The sequence below is a fragment of the Collimonas humicola genome (assembly GCF_018304945.1).
In the GTDB taxonomy this organism is placed as follows: domain Bacteria; phylum Pseudomonadota; class Gammaproteobacteria; order Burkholderiales; family Burkholderiaceae_D; genus Collimonas; species Collimonas humicola.
Genome location: NZ_JAGQEE010000009.1, coordinates 112,298 through 127,703 on the forward strand (window position 1 = coordinate 112,298; position 15,406 = coordinate 127,703).

At 47.7% G+C, this 15,406-nt stretch carries 15 protein-coding genes; all 15 read left to right on the forward strand.

Features of this window, described 5'->3' with window-relative positions; translation table 11 throughout:
* Positions 1 to 16 precede the first annotated feature (16 nt).
* Positions 17 to 916 carry a glucose-1-phosphate thymidylyltransferase RfbA gene (rfbA, locus tag KHU30_RS22535; protein ID WP_211444897.1) on the forward strand — a complete coding sequence of 300 codons (900 nt, stop codon included), beginning with the start codon at positions 17 to 19 and terminating at the stop codon, positions 914 to 916.
* Positions 917 to 918: 2 nt separating this feature from the next.
* Complete coding sequence (rfbC, locus tag KHU30_RS22540) at positions 919 to 1,464, forward strand: dTDP-4-dehydrorhamnose 3,5-epimerase (protein WP_211444845.1); 546 nt, start codon at positions 919 to 921, stop codon at positions 1,462 to 1,464.
* The gene (gene rfbD / locus KHU30_RS22545; RefSeq protein ID WP_211444846.1) at positions 1,461 to 2,330 is read left to right on the forward strand and encodes a dTDP-4-dehydrorhamnose reductase; all 870 of its coding nucleotides are present in this window, start codon (positions 1,461 to 1,463) and stop codon (positions 2,328 to 2,330) included. The genes rfbC and rfbD overlap by 4 nt, the downstream gene beginning before the upstream one ends.
* 234 nt (positions 2,331 to 2,564) lie before the next feature.
* Positions 2,565 to 3,842 carry a flippase gene (locus KHU30_RS22550; protein WP_211444847.1) on the forward strand — a complete coding sequence of 426 codons (1,278 nt, stop codon included), beginning with the start codon at positions 2,565 to 2,567 and terminating at the stop codon, positions 3,840 to 3,842.
* 213 nt (positions 3,843 to 4,055) lie between these two features.
* Positions 4,056 to 5,279, forward strand: coding sequence for a glycosyl transferase (locus tag KHU30_RS22555; RefSeq protein WP_211444848.1), 1,224 nt, complete (start codon positions 4,056 to 4,058; stop codon positions 5,277 to 5,279).
* A 60-nt stretch (positions 5,280 to 5,339) separates the two neighbouring features.
* On the forward strand, positions 5,340 to 6,470 hold the full coding sequence (locus tag KHU30_RS22560) for an NAD-dependent epimerase/dehydratase family protein (RefSeq protein WP_211444849.1): 1,131 nt from the start codon (positions 5,340 to 5,342) through the stop codon (positions 6,468 to 6,470).
* Positions 6,467 to 7,018: a serine O-acetyltransferase gene (locus KHU30_RS22565; protein WP_211444850.1), complete on the forward strand. Its 552-nt coding sequence runs from the start codon at positions 6,467 to 6,469 to the stop codon at positions 7,016 to 7,018. The genes KHU30_RS22560 and KHU30_RS22565 overlap by 4 nt, the downstream gene beginning before the upstream one ends.
* Positions 7,015 to 8,022, forward strand: a complete 1,008-nt coding sequence (locus KHU30_RS22570) for a CgeB family protein (RefSeq protein WP_211444851.1) — start codon at positions 7,015 to 7,017, stop codon at positions 8,020 to 8,022. The genes KHU30_RS22565 and KHU30_RS22570 overlap by 4 nt, the downstream gene beginning before the upstream one ends.
* Before the next feature lie 15 nt (positions 8,023 to 8,037).
* Positions 8,038 to 8,598 carry a sugar transferase gene (locus KHU30_RS22575; RefSeq protein ID WP_211444852.1) on the forward strand — a complete coding sequence of 187 codons (561 nt, stop codon included), beginning with the start codon at positions 8,038 to 8,040 and terminating at the stop codon, positions 8,596 to 8,598.
* 74 nt (positions 8,599 to 8,672) lie between these two features.
* Positions 8,673 to 10,607 (forward strand): polysaccharide biosynthesis protein, encoded by a 1,935-nt coding sequence (locus KHU30_RS22580; RefSeq protein WP_211444853.1) that lies wholly within the window; start codon positions 8,673 to 8,675, stop codon positions 10,605 to 10,607.
* A gap of 59 nt (positions 10,608 to 10,666) precedes the next feature.
* Positions 10,667 to 10,972, forward strand: coding sequence for an H-NS histone family protein (locus KHU30_RS22585; RefSeq protein WP_329956710.1), 306 nt, complete (start codon positions 10,667 to 10,669; stop codon positions 10,970 to 10,972).
* A 204-nt stretch (positions 10,973 to 11,176) separates the two neighbouring features.
* Positions 11,177 to 12,565: a phosphomannomutase/phosphoglucomutase gene (locus KHU30_RS22590; RefSeq protein ID WP_211444855.1), complete on the forward strand. Its 1,389-nt coding sequence runs from the start codon at positions 11,177 to 11,179 to the stop codon at positions 12,563 to 12,565.
* 24 nt (positions 12,566 to 12,589) lie between these two features.
* Positions 12,590 to 13,588 (forward strand): lipopolysaccharide heptosyltransferase I, encoded by a 999-nt coding sequence (gene waaC, locus KHU30_RS22595; protein ID WP_211444856.1) that lies wholly within the window; start codon positions 12,590 to 12,592, stop codon positions 13,586 to 13,588.
* 160 nt (positions 13,589 to 13,748) lie between these two features.
* On the forward strand, positions 13,749 to 14,444 hold the full coding sequence (locus KHU30_RS22600; protein WP_211444857.1) for a WbqC family protein: 696 nt from the start codon (positions 13,749 to 13,751) through the stop codon (positions 14,442 to 14,444).
* A complete protein-coding gene (locus KHU30_RS22605; protein WP_211444858.1) occupies positions 14,441 to 15,376 on the forward strand; it encodes a glycosyltransferase family 2 protein in 936 nt (311 codons plus the stop codon). The genes KHU30_RS22600 and KHU30_RS22605 overlap by 4 nt, the downstream gene beginning before the upstream one ends.
* Positions 15,377 to 15,406: the final 30 nt, after the last annotated feature.

A 15,406-nucleotide genomic window follows, 5' to 3' on the forward strand; every position in this document is an offset into this window, starting at 1 on the left:
GGTAGGGGGGTGTCCAATGAACGAGCCGATTTCGCAAAGCCGTAAAGGAATTATTCTCGCTGGCGGTTCCGGCACACGTCTGTATCCAGTGACGATGGCGGTCTCCAAACAGCTGCTGCCAGTGTATGACAAGCCGATGATCTACTATCCGCTGACTACGCTGATGCTGGCAGGGATACGCGAGATTCTGATCATTTCGACGCCGCAGGACACGCCGCGTTTCAAAGAGTTGCTGGGCGACGGACGGCAATGGGGAATCGAACTCAGCTATGCTGTGCAGCCGACGCCGGATGGTTTGGCACAGGCGTTCATTATCGGCCGTGAATTCGTCGGCGACTCGCCATCCGCCTTAATTTTGGGCGACAACATTTATTATGGCCACGATTTCGAGAGTCAGTTGCGTGCAGCATCTGCACGCACTGAGGGCTCTACAGTCTTTGCCTACCATGTTCATGATCCGGAACGCTATGGCGTGGTTGAGTTTGACGATCAGCGGCGCGCGGTGAGCATCGAAGAAAAGCCTGCCCAGCCTAAATCTCACTACGCGGTTACCGGACTCTATTTCTACGACAACGAAGTGTGCGATATCGCTGCCGGCATCAAGCCATCGCCGCGCGGCGAGCTTGAGATTACCGATGTCAATCGCGTCTACCTCGAGCAACATCGTCTGAACGTCGAGTTGATGGGGCGAGGCATGGCTTGGCTGGATACTGGTACGCATGAATCGTTACTGGAAGCGGGGCAATTTATTGCCACTATTGAAAATCGTCAAGGCCTGAAAATAGCCTGTCCGGAAGAGATTGCCTATCGCAAGGGATACATCGATGCTGAGAAACTAGAGCAATTGGCACAGCCGTTAAAGAAAAACGGATATGGCCAATATCTGCTGGGCTTATTAAAAGACAAGGTGTTTTAAATATGCAAGTACAAACCACAAATATTCCTGAAGTATTGATTTTTGAACCAAAGGTTTTTGGTGATGATCGCGGCTTCTTCTACGAAAGTTTCAATGAACGCGGTTTTAATGAATTAACCGGTCTCAGCGTTAATTTTGTTCAAGACAATCATTCCAAATCCGCCAAAAATGTCTTGCGCGGACTGCATTACCAGATCCGTCAGCCGCAAGGCAAGCTGGTGCGCGTCGTCGCCGGCGAGGTATTTGACGTTGCGGTTGATGTGCGTAAGAGTTCACCCACTTTCGGGCATTGGGTCGGCGTGACGTTATCGGCGGAAAACAAGCGCCAGTTATGGATTCCTGAAGGATTTGCACATGGTTTCGTGGTCACCAGCGAATCGGCTGAGTTCCTGTACAAGACTACGGACTACTGGGCGCCTGAATTCGAACGCAGCATTTTATGGAACGATCCTGCCATTGGCATTGACTGGCCGATTCAGGGAGCGCCGTTGTTATCAGGCAAGGACCAGATCGGGAAATTACTGGCTGACGCAGAGGTTTTTGCATGAAAATTCTCGTCACAGGTAAAACCGGCCAAGTCGGCTATGAGTTAGAGCGCAGCTTGCAAGGCCTTGGTGAGATCATCTCTCTTGATCGCAATCAGATGGATTTATCGGATTTGACCCAGGTCCGGGACGTCATTCGTGAGATCAAGCCAAATCTGATCGTCAATCCGGCCGCCTATACGGCGGTGGACAAAGCCGAGACGGAATCCGAGCTAGCCATGCGCGTCAATGGCGAGGCGCCTGGAGTCATGGCGGAAGAGGCCCGCAAGCTGGGCGCAGCGATAATCCATTACTCTACGGACTATGTATTCGATGGCAGCAAGACGAGTCCATATACAGAAAATGATCCCACCTGTCCGATCAACGTGTACGGACGCAGCAAGCTGGCCGGAGAACAGGCAATTCAGGCTGCAGGCATTCCACATTTGATTTTGAGGACCAGCTGGGTCTACGGCGCACGGGGGAAAAATTTTCTGCTGACGGTGCTACGGCTAGCCCAAGACCGCAGCGAGTTGCGCATCGTTGGCGACCAGCACGGGGCGCCAACCTGGTGCCGGACAATTGCAGACACAACTGCGCATATAGTGGCTCAGGCATCGAGTGCCCAGGATTCACATGTCTGGTGGCAGGAGAAGAGCGGTTTGTATCATCTGACCGCACAAGGCCAGACCACTTGGGCGGGATTCACGGAAGCGATACTGGCAAACGCTGTTATCTCTAAAAAGCCCATCGTAACTGCTATTACTACGCAGGAATATCCGTTGCCGGCAAAGCGCCCAAGCTATTCAGTTATCTCGTGCGAGAAATTAATCGCAACTTTCTGCGAATTGCCAACTTGGGAAAATTCTTTACGATTATGTCAATCTTGAGAACGTCAAATATACCCGACATTTATAATATGATGGTTCATTTTCGTATATTTGATTATGTTTCTCAGAAATTGGCATTGTGCAAATTATCTTGCGGGTGAGCGGTTAGATGCCGGTTATTTGGAAATGTGAAATAGCTTTTAAATTATTTGCTGTTGAAGATTTATGATTTTTCAAAGAGGTATTATTATTTCTTTGTTTAATTGAAATTGGAAATAAATTATGGACTTTTAAATGTCGCTTAGTAAAAATACAATATGGAATTTGGCTGGAGCTGGACTTCCACTAGTTGTTGGTGCTGTAACTATCCCATTTCTGATGAATAAATTAGGAATTGAGAGATTTGGGATACTTACTCTTTTATGGGCGATTATTGGTTATTTTAGTCTTTTTGATTTCGGATTGGGGCGGGCAATCACGCAACAGGTGGCTGCGTCATTAGGAGCTGGAAGATTAGGCGAGATACCTGGCTTAATTAAGATGGGAGTGAAATTCACCTTCCTAACCGGATTGGCCGGTGCTCTCATACTTGTTATTGCTTCTTATCCGCTTGGCTATAAAGGCCTGAATGTATCCGTCTCGTTGCAACAAGAAACTTTCTATAGTTTGTTGATTGCGGCCTTGGGTATTCCGCTTGCCACTGTGAGCTCTGGACTACGCGGGGCGCTCGAAGCGTATGAGCATTTTTTTGCAAGTAATGTCGCGAAGATTTTTCTTGGTGTATCGATATTTTTCTTTCCCGTGATTGGCGTGTTTTTTTATGGGAAAAGTCTGTTGGCAGTTACTAGCTTCCTCATTCTTGCAAGATTGCTGAGCTGTGTCTTATATTGGTATTTGGTTAGTAAACTCCCTTGTGGAAATATTGCTAAAGGCACTGTCGATATTGGAATGAGAAAGAAACTATTTTCATTCGGAATATGGATGACTGCGAGTAATTTGATTAGTCCATTATTGGTGAATATGGATCGATTTATTATTTCATATTTATTGGGCGCGACAATGGTCGCGTATTATACGGTTCCATTTGAATTTCTCGTCCGCATGCTGATATTGCCGGGTGCAATTGGCGCCACGTTATTACCAAGGCTAGCAAGAGATTTCACTATTGATTCAAAAACAGCAAGAGCCACATTCAACGGCGGCGTAAAAATAACATCAATTATTATGTTTTTATTATGCCTTGCAGCCGCACTTCTGGCTTACCCTTTAATGAAGCATTTTCTTTCTGCTGATTTTGCAGATAAATCCTGGGTATTGGTTTTAATACTGTCATTGGGCGTGTTGGTGAACGGCATTGCTTATATGCCTTATACTGCGTTGCATGCGCTCGGATATGCCAAGCCAACTGGAATATTACATATTACCGAATTTATTGTTTATATCCCGTTGCTATTTTTATTAGTTAAAATGGGTGGGTTAGAAGGGGCTGCCATCGCATGGCTGATTCGAGCTGCAGTGGATTGCTTCGGACTTTTCTATTTATGCTATGGCAGGATCAACCGAGATATTTGAGCTTAGAATAATATTTTTATTGCCATGTTCAAGCCAAATAATTGGGTATTTGTTTTTTGAAGATGCATATTTTTCTTCACCAGATTTTTGGCTGTTACTTGGGGGCTCCCATTTTTCATGTTTTTCAATAAATCATTTCGTACATCGAACCAAGTAGCCTACTGATCAGTTTGCAGGCAGAATTTTCACTTCGTTAAATTTTAAGGTTATGCAATGCAGAAGATCGCGTCAGTAACAATTTGTTCAATTAATTATATTGCCAAGGCTTTGGTCCTTTTTGATTCATATCGATTGCATCATCCGGATCATGATTTTTATGTCGTCATAGTGGATAGAAAAAATGCGGATTTCAAAGTTGACCGCGAGGGAATATCTGTTATTTGGGCAGAGGATTTAGGAATACCTGATTTTCATCAAAAGGCCTTTACTTTCGATGTTATCGAATTTAATACAAATGTTAAACCGACAGCTTTGAAAATGCTGCTCAAAAAATATAGCGCCGTACTATATTTGGATCCCGACATTGAAATTTTTTCACCTCTGATCCCTGTTTTTGATGGACTTGAGCATGCTCCCATTGTGGTAACCCCACATTGCAATACTCCCATTCTTGATGGATGTAAGCCCGATGATCTGGAGCTTTTGAAGTTTGGGACTTTCAATCTGGGTTTTGTTGGCGTTTCACAATGCGACGAGGCGTTTGGATTTCTCGATTGGTGGTCGGCCCGCTGTCTTGAGCATGGCTTTTATGAGCCGCAAGTCGGACTTGCGGTTGATCAAAAATGGGTCAGTTTGGCACCGTCATATTTTCCAAATCTAAAAATCCTGCACGATGTCGGATTGAATCTGGCATTTTGGAATCTGCATGAAAGAACTCTTTCATTGAAAGATGGTGCGTGGGTGGTAAATGACCATGTGCCATTGCGATTTATTCATTTCAGCTCATTCAATGCTTCTAAGCCAGAAATGATTGCGCAAAAACAAGATAGATTCGCGCCAGGAAGCCGCCCGGATTTTGAACCGCTGGCCAAAATCTATGCTGCTAAGTTGATTTCCGCGGAATCAGAGAAATATAGTAAGCAAAAATATGGTTTCGATTATTTTGATGACGGTATTTATATCACTCCTGCGCTGCGACGATTCTACGCTGCATTGTATTTGGAGAGATTTTCCGAGATCAAGAATCCTTTTGAGGAAAATGGTCCGGTAAAGAAATTTGCCATGAAAAATAATCTGCTGGTGCGCGGCAATGTCCCGGCAAAAAGACATAATTTTCATGACATGAAATCCTATGGCCTGCAAATCAAAATAATCTTGAAAATGTTTCGCTTTGCTTTATATGTCGTTGGACCAGAAAAATATTTTAATCTTATGAGATATTTGGCGCATATTTCTTCTCTGAGAAACCAGGCTGATATTTTCGATAAAAGAAAATAGATTTTAACTAATTTTAGTATCGGTATAAACTGATATTATATTTTTATTGATAATTTTATTATGAACATACTTATTACTGGCGGATTGGGATTTATCGGGACGAATCTTGCGCTTTCTCTTCAGAAAGTAAATCAGCACAACGTTCGGATATTGGATAATTTGAGCCCGCAAATTCACGGTGTGATTCCTGCCGTGGATGCTCGAATACTCGGGCTTGCGAATGTGGAAATAGTGCGCGGGGACGTATGTGATCAGGCTGCCTTGAAAACGGTGTTGAATGGCATAGACGCCGTAGTTCATTTGGCTGCAGAAACAGGCACTGCACAGTCGATGTATCAGATTTCACATTATAATAATGTCAATAGTCAGGCAACTGCCCAATTGTTGGATTTGTTGGCGAATACTCCACACTCAGTGAAGAAGATCGTTCTCGCATCATCAAGATCTATTTATGGTGAGGGGGCATACGAGTGCAAGAATCACGGGACCGTTTATCCCGCAGCCAGAAGCGCTGCACAGTTGAAGAATCATCAATGGGATCCTGTTTGCCCGCAATGTGGTAATTCCATAACATCGATAGCGACACCAGAGGCGGCCCGGCCAAGTCCGGCATCCATTTACGCTGCGACAAAATATGCACAAGAGGATCTTATCCGTATTGCTGGGGATTCACTTGGCATCGGAACAGCAATCTTGCGGTTTCAGAATGTTTATGGCGCTGGCCAGTCACTCAATAATCCTTATACGGGAATTTTATCAATTTTTTCCACGCGGATACGTCGTGGTATGTCACTGCCAATCTTTGAGGATGGGCAGGAAAGTCGTGATTTTGTCCATGTCAGCGACGTTGTCCGTGCAATTGAGCTCGCACTTTTAAATGAGGCAGCGAACGGAGGCACTTTCAACGTTGGTGCCGGTGAACCTACCTCTGTATTGGAGATTGCCAATATGCTTGTAGATGCCTTCGAGGGGAAAATAAGACCGGTAGTGACGGGCCAATATCGCTTGGGTGACATTCGCCACTGTTATGCGGACTTGAGCGAGATTAGATCGAAATTGAAATTCGAGCCACAGATATCCCTGAAGCAAGGAATAGAGGAGTTTGCGAACTGGGTTCTTTCGCAGCCTTTGCCGGAAGATGGCTTGGACAAAGCTAATGAAGAGTTGAAAAAACGCAAGATGATGTCATGAGTTTGAAAGCAATTTTATTTGCGGATTTGAAGCGCCAATATCAGGTCGCTGGACAGTTGGAAAAGGAAGCAACTTTTTTCCGACTCTTGAAGAGCTCGTTTTCCCCGCGCTTCATGCCGGTGGTTCTATTCCGGTTGTCTCACTGGTTTTTACAATGCAAGCTGTCCCCTGTGGCCAAAATATTCAGCCTTGTAAATTTCGTCCTGTTTGGTCTTGAAATTGCAGCACGATGCGAAATTGGTCCTGGTTTGTATTTTCCGCATACTCAGGGAACAGTTATTGGTGCGAATAGAATTGGGGATAATGCCACGATTTATCACAACGTGACTTTGGGGGCTCGCGAGATTGATCTTGATTATTCCACCGCATCTCGTCCAAGTATCGGCGACAACGTTATCTTAGGTGCTGGCGCAAAAATTCTTGGCCCTGTAATGGTTGGAAGCAATGCGCGCGTGGGCGCGAATGCCGTTGTTGTTGATGACGTGCCGGTCGGTGCGACTGTCGTTGGCATTCCGGCACGTATAGTAAAGCAGGTGTCGTCAACATGATGCAGACAGGTCAGCGCGTGCTGTTTATTGCCCCCAGTTTTTTTGGCTATGAGAAAGAAATTCAAGGCGAATTGGAGGCCGCTGGTTGTAAAGTCGACTGGTATGATGACAGGCCTTCTTCTACATCGCTCATGAAAGCAATGATCCGCTTTCGTCCTGAACTGGTAAACAAGGTAGTTAACGATTACTTTGAGAAAATTGTCAGCCGTGCCACTAGCATTGCCTACGATGTGGTGTTTGTTATCAAGGGCGAGGCGCTCCCTGTCGGGAAAATCTTAGCTTTAAAGGCTGCGTTGCCAAATGCAAGATTTTTATACTACACATGGGATTCTTTGAAAAATTTCAAAAATAGCCATGAGAAATTGCCGTATTTCGATAAGGTATACAGCTTTGACCGTTTCGATTCCGTTGATAACAAAAATATTAAGCATCTTCCGTTGTTTTATTCACGTGCCTACGAGGCGCTAGGGAAAGTGGATAGAGCAGGCCGAGAAACGGAAGTTGACCTATTGTTTCTCGGGTCAATACATTCAGATCGTTATCCGGTTGTACAAAAAATATGGAGTGCGGCAAAGAGAGTCGCACCAGATATTCGCCTTTATGCCCATTTTTTTTATCAAAGCAAGTGGGTTTTTGCAATAAGAAAAATTTTTGACCCGCAATTTCGATCGATTCCCTGGCATGATGTGAAATGGAACTCATTGAATTTTGCAGATACGCTGGAGTTAATCGAACGTAGTAAGATACTGGTGGACGTACACCATCCTGGTCAAACTGGATTGACCATGCGCACTATTGAATGCCTGGGGGCAAAAAAGAAGTTAATTACTACAAATATGGATGTGAAAATTTACGATTTTTATAATCCCGATAATATTCTGGTAATTGATAGGCTGGCACCGGTAATACCCGATGATTTTATACGTACTGCTTTTATTGCCATTGGCGAAAATATCTATGAAAAATATAGCTTGCGTGGATGGCTAGCTGAAATATTTTCTTGAGAGATTAGATAACGAATGAAAAGATCTTTTGACTTATTTTTGGCCTTGATTGCGTCAATATTATTATTTGCACCAATAGTTGTAGTTGCTTTTCTGGTGAGATTTACATCGACGGGACCGATTATTTATTGGTCAGATCGTGTCGGTCGTCACAATAAAATCTTTAAAATGCCAAAATTCCGTACGATGCGTACAGACACGCCGGCAGTTGCAACGCATTTACTACCGGATCCTAAGAAATTCCTGACCCCTATAGGATCTTTTTTGCGCAAATCGAGTCTTGATGAGTTGCCGCAACTGTGGAGCATCATTGTTGGTGATATGAGTTTTGTCGGACCTCGTCCAGCGCTGTTCAATCAGGACGACTTGATTGCGATGCGAACAGAATACGGTGTTGACGAATTATTGCCGGGGCTGACTGGATGGGCACAAATCAATGGACGAGATGAACTGCCAATTCCTGAGAAAGTTAAACTAGACGTGGACTATCTTCGGCAACGATCGTTTTTCCTGGATATTAAGATTATCTATCTAACATTTTTGAAGGTTGTTCGTAGAGACGGCATTACGCATTGATGACAGATGATAAATCAAAAGTTTTTTCAAAATGTTGTGATTTTCTTATGCTGGCAGTTAACTAAATTATCGACATGAATTCTTTTTTAAATTTGTCCCGTCTTCAGAAGCAGATAATTGCTGCGTCAGCGGACCTTTTCATGCTGCCGCTGACGTTTTGCCTGGCCATATGGCTGCGTCACGACGGACTCAGCTCCTGGCTGTTGCATCAATACGGTTTGTTGATCGTGGCCGCGCCCTTGATATCGATCCCGATCTTCATCAGGCTAGGGTTGTATCGAGCTGTTGTTCGTTTCATAGATCACAAGATAGTGTATGTCGTCGTTCTCGGCGTAACGTTGTCAGTGATTGCCTTAGGAGCGCTTGGTACTTTTACGCAGACAGCGGGTTATTCTCGCGCGGTTTTTGGCATCTATTGGGTTAGCGCCATCCTGTATGTGGCGGCCAGCCGGTTTTTGGCACGTGGCTATCTGCTCCATGTGAGTGGCGCAACCGGTGCCGTGCCAGTGGTTATTTACGGCGCAGGTCAGGCTGGATCGCAACTGGCGAGTGCGCTTCGCGCGGGCCATGAATATTTGCCGGTAGCGTTTGTTGATGATAAAAAAGAACTCCATAGAGCAACAATCGCTGGCATCAAAGTCTTTGCGGCAAGTGATTTGCCGAGCTTGATTGCCAGATACAATCTCAAAGAGGTTTTGTTGGCAATGCCATCCTTAAGCAAGCTGCAGCAAAAGCATATCCTTGATCAGCTAGAGCCTCTCAAAGTTAAAATCAAAGTAACGCCGCCAATCAAGAGCTTGATCAACGGTGAGCTGCGCGTACAGGATATTCGCGAGGTCGAGATTGAAGATTTGCTGGGGCGTGATCCGGTTGAGCCCAATCCGGAATTGATTTCCGCTTGCATCGTGAATAAATCCGTACTTGTGACCGGCGCAGGAGGCTCTATTGGCTCTGAGCTGTGTCGTCAGATTATCCGGCAACGGCCATCACGGCTGATTTTGCTTGAAATGTCAGAGTTTGGCTTGTATGCGATAGAGCAGGAGTTGAGTGAGTTGCAGCGTAGTCTTGGTTACAGCATTGAACTACTGCCCTTTCTTGGCTCTGTCCTGGAAACCGAGAAATGTACGCGCATCATGCGTACGTTTTTTGTTGAAACGGTGTATCACGCGGCGGCGTACAAGCATGTGCCGCTGGTTGAGCATAATCCTATCGAAGGTATTCGGAACAACGTGTTTGGCACGCTGAGTGTAGCCAAGGCCGCAATGCAAGCTGGCGTCAAATCTTTTGTATTGATTTCGACCGACAAGGCGGTTCGTCCAACCAATGTGATGGGCTCGACCAAGCGTTTTGCGGAATTGATTTTGCAGGCTTTTTCGCGCACGCAAGCCAAAGGGGCCTCAAAGACCAGATTTTGCATGGTGCGTTTTGGAAATGTACTCGGCTCATCAGGTTCGGTCGTGCCGCTGTTTCGCAAGCAGATCATTGCAGGTGGACCAATCACCTTAACCCATCCGGAAATCACCCGCTATTTCATGACAATTCCTGAGGCTGCTCAATTGGTGCTGCAGGCTGGGGCCATGGGACAAGGAGGAGATGTATTCGTATTGGATATGGGGGACCCGGTAAAAATTATTGACCTGGCGACAAGGATGGTCCATTTAAGCGGACTGGAGGTGCTGTCCGATTTAACACCAGACGGTACGATAGAAATCAACCATGTAGGCTTGCGTCCCGGTGAAAAACTATACGAAGAACTCCTGATCGGTGAGAATGTCGAAGGAACGGAGCATCCGCTGATCATGCGCGCACAAGAAGTGGAGATTCCTTGGTCAATTCTGGAAGATCTGCTGAGTAAACTGGATGATGCTTGCGTCAGGTTTTCCTATGAAGAAGTACGTGAACTACTCTTGCGTACAGTCACCGAATATTCGCCGCAATGTGGCATCGAAGATTTCATATGGCGTGCTAAACGCCAGTTGTCGGACGCCAATGATACGACTCTTCACTAACTGGCGAAACAATATTTAGTTGAATTTCACTTATCGGGGGAAATATGGATTTATCAGGATTGACAGTAGCCGAATTACGAACACTTCAAGATCAGGTCAAGCAAGCCTTGAAAGATCGCGAGCATCAAGAACAGGTCAAGGCGCGCGAGCAAATTCTGGCTATTGCCCAAGGTGCCGGAATCTCTCTGCAGGACCTGTTCGGCGCGCAGTCGCGTGGAAAAACGACAACCTCGAAGGCCAAGGTGGCGGTCCGCTATCGTCATCCATCGGATTCATTGCTGCAGTGGACCGGTCGCGGCCGTCAACCTAAATGGGTGCAGGATTGGGTCGCTTCAGGCAACTCCTTGGATACGATACGCGTATAGCAATTGGAGCCATTTCATTGTTTCTGTTATTTGTGAATGACAATGATTTGATGGCAAATGTTTGAGCCGAAGGCGCATGCTGAGGTCGAAGGATGCGTTCTTTGCTCCACTTAGCGCCCAGTCTTTATTGAAAATGGCGTATGAGTAGCACGTTCCCCTCAGTTTCATACGCCACAGACAGCTATACTCTTCGTACATAAATTTATGCTTCCACTCTCAAATTCCATCTTCAAAGCGTATGACATTCGAGGTGTAATCGACATTACGCTGGATGCGGGCATCGCGCGCCAGATTGGTCACGCTTTCGGTGTCGCTGCCCGTGCTAAAGATGAAAAAACGGTAATCATCGGCCGCGACGGCCGTTTGTCCGGACCGGAGCTGAGCGCTGCCTTGGCCACAGGTTTGCAGGACGCGGGCGTGGATGTGATCGACCTGGGTGTAGTGGTGACGCCGATGGTGTATTTCGCGACGCATGTGCTTGGCGCACAGTCCGGCATCATGGTCACCGGCAGCCATAACCCGCCTGATTACAACGGCTTCAAGATGGTGCTGGCCGGGGAAGCGATTTATGGCGAAACCATCCAGCAGCTGTATCACGCCATCGCCAATGGCAGCAGCGGGGCTACCGTAGCAGCGCCCAACGGCAGCTATCGGCGGCACGACATCAAGGATGCCTACCTGCAGCGCATCGTCGGCGACATCAAGCTGGCGCGGCCGATGAAGATCGTGGCCGACTGCGGCAACGGCGTCGCCGGCGCCTTTGCCGGCGAGCTGTATCGCGCCCTCGGCTGCGAGGCGCAGGAACTGTTCTGCGAAGTGGACGGCACTTTCCCCAACCATCATCCCGATCCGGCCCATCCGGAAAACCTGCAGGACGTGATCCGCGCCTTGCAGAACTCCGATGCGGAAATCGGCCTGGCGTTCGATGGCGACGGCGACCGTCTTGGCGTCGTCACGAAAGACGGCCAGATCATCTATCCGGACCGGCAGCTGATGCTGTTTGCCGCCGACGTGCTGACGCGCCATCCCGGCCGTGAGATTTTGTATGACGTCAAATGCACCCGTCACCTGGCGCCATGGATCACCGGGCGCGGCGGCAAGCCCTTGATGTGGAAGACCGGCCACTCGCTGGTCAAGGCCAAGATGCGCGAAACCGGCGCGCCGCTGGGCGGTGAAATGAGCGGCCATGTTTTCTTCAAGGATCGCTGGTATGGTTTCGATGACGGCCTGTATGCCGGTGCGCGCCTGCTGGAACTGCTGAGCCGCGAAAGCGATCCGTCCGCGCTGCTGAATGCCTTGCCGCAATCGTCCAGTACGCCTGAGCTGCAATTGAAACTGGAAGAGGGCGAGAATTTCTCCCTGATCGAGAAATTGCAGGGTGAGGCGCATTTCCCGGGGGCGGAAGAAATCATCAAGATCGACGGCTTGCGGGTTGAATACGCCGACGGTTTCGGCCTGGCGCGTTCTTCCAACACCACGCCGGTGGTCGTGATGCGCTTCGAGGCCGAGTCGGAGCAGGCGCTGGCGCGGATCCAGTCGGAATTCAAGCGCGTGATCCTGGCTGCCAAGCCCGACGCATCGCTGCCTTTCTGATCAACCTGTCGAAATGGCCGCGATTTGAACATTCTGATCGTCCGCGTCTCCTCTTTGGGCGACGTGGTGCATAACATGCCGATGGTATCGGACATCCGGCGTCATTATCCCGATGCGAATATCGACTGGGTCGTGGAAGAAGGGTATACCGGCCTGGTGCGCATGAATCCGGACGTGCGCCGCATCATTCCGATTGCCTTGCGCCGTTGGCGCAAGAGTCTGTTGTCTGCCGCCACAAGGGCGGAAATTTCAAATTTCAGGCAGCAGCTCAAGCAGGATACCTACGATTTCGTGTTCGATACACAAGGCTTACTGAAAACCAGTGTAGTAATGTGGATGGCGCGGCTTGCGCAAGGCGGCCAACGGGTCGGATTGGCGAATGCAACTGAGGGCTCAGGCTATGAGCCGCTGTCACGCGTATTTCATTCCAAGAGCGTCGAGGTGGACCTGCATACGCACGCTGTATTGCGTGCCCGTGAAGTAGCGGCAAAGGCGCTTGGCTACAGCGTCGACGGCGTTGCAGATTTCAATCTGCATCAGCCGGCCATGACGCCCGCAGAGCGGCCCGCATGGCTGTCGGATGCGCCATACGCGGTCTTTTTCCATGGCACGGCGCGTGCTGCCAAGCAGTGGCCCAATATTAACTGGGTGCGCATTGCGGCGCTGCTTGCCGAACGGGGGCTGCGCGTGTTGCTGCCTTGGGGGAGCGATGCTGAGAAAAACACTGCGGAGCAACTGGCGAGTCAAATGAGCAATGCGTGGGTGCTCCCTAAATTGTCACTGTTGGAGGCTGTGGTGCTGGCGCAGCGTGCGGAGTTAGTGATTGGTGTTGACACTGGTTTGACTCATATTGCTGCTGCATTCAATCGACCGACAGTCGAGTTGTACTGCGATTCACCTCGCTGGAAAACCGAGGGTAATTGGTCAGATAAAATCGTCAATTTGGGTGATCATGGGTACTCACCGACGGCGGAGCAGGTCGAGGATGCCGTGACCATGCTCATAGATTCTGTCAGCAGGTAATGTATATCGATCTATCAAAAACATGCCGAAGTGCCGACCCGTTGACTGCCTTTCTAAAGGATGTTTTTGTTAAGCTAACCGCAGCGCAGATTCAAGTAATCTTTACAAGTATCTTTACGCCGGACTTGGATTTTCAATTTTCTACACAAACAAAAAAGCAATGAAGAAAATCGCTATCGTTCAGTCCAACTATATCCCGTGGAAGGGGTATTTTGACATGATCGCTGCTGTGGATGAATTCATCCTCTATGATGACATGCAATACACGAGGCGCGATTGGCGTAACCGTAACCAGATAAAAACACCGCAAGGGCGACAGTGGCTCACTGTACCGGTCAAGGTGAAGGGTAAATATCACCAGTCAATACGCGAAACGGAAATTGATGATGCAGAATGGGCCGAAGGGCACTGGAAAACGCTCACCCAGAATTACCGCCATGCGCCGCATTTTGAAGAAATTGCTACTTTGCTTGAGCCTTTATACATAAGACGTACGCACACGCGTTTGTCTGCCCTTAACCGCGAGTTAATCGAGATTATCTGTCAGTACCTAGGTATTGCTACAAAAATCAGTAACTCTTGGGATTACTCTTTGATCGAAGGTAAAAGCGAACGTCTTGCTGATCTTTGTGAGCAAGCCGGAGGGGCGGAGTATGTCTCCGGCCCGGCGGCAAAGGACTATATCGAAGAGCATTTTTTTACCGAACGAAACATAAAGCTTACTTGGTTCAATTATGAGGGGTATCCAGAACACCCTCAGTTGTGGGGAGAATTTACTCACGGCGTCAGCATAGTCGATTTGCTGTTTAACTGCGGCAAGGATGCACCACTCTATATGAAATATATCAAGCCATGAAACTTTCAATTGTCTCCACTCTTTATAAATCTGAGCAATATATTGAAGAGTTTTGCAACAGAGCAGAGGCTGCCGCGCGCCAAGTTGTTGGCGACGAATACGAGATTCTCCTGGTCAATGATGGCTCGCCGGACAGCAGCCTCGAGTGTGCAATCCGCCTCAGTGAATCAAATTCGCACATAGTAGTTGTCGATCTATCTCGCAATTTTGGCCATCACAAGGCGATGATGACGGGATTGGCGCATGCCGGCGGCGAGCACATTTTTCTCATCGACAGCGACCTTGAAGAGGAGCCGGAGTGGTTGCTCAGCTTCTCTAAGCAAATGGGCCGAGATCCGTGTGATGTGGTCTACGGTGTGCAGGAGTATCGCAAGGGCGATGTTATGGAGCGATGGAGCGGTCAATGGTATTACCGCTTATTTCAGGCGTTGACAGGTCTTGCCCTGCCGGAAAATATTGTCACCGCAAGACTAATGACACGCCGATATGTTAAAGCTCTGCTGCTCCATGAAGAAAGAGAGCTTATGATTGCCGGCCTTTGGCTTATTACCGGTTTTGACCAGCAACCACAGATTGTCAAAAAACATAGCACAAGTGAAACTACGTACACTTTGAGGCATAAGCTTTCAGTCTTGGTAAATGCCATTACTTCCTTCAGCAATGCACCGCTAGTCGGTATTTTTTACATTGGCGTGAGCATTTTTTTACTGGCGGGAGCTTATACAGTTTATCTTTTCATCTATTGGTTATTTCTTGCCAAACCCCTCAGCGGCTGGACTTCGGTTATGGCGTCCATCTGGTTATTGGGAGGACTGATCATTTCTTTTATAGGCATCATTGGCATTTATCTCTCCAAGATATTTTCGGAGACCAAGCGGCGACCATATACGATCGTGCGAGAAATCTATAATAGAAAAATGATGGAAGATTGAATTACGTCGCTAGTTAAATTCTCTTAGAGA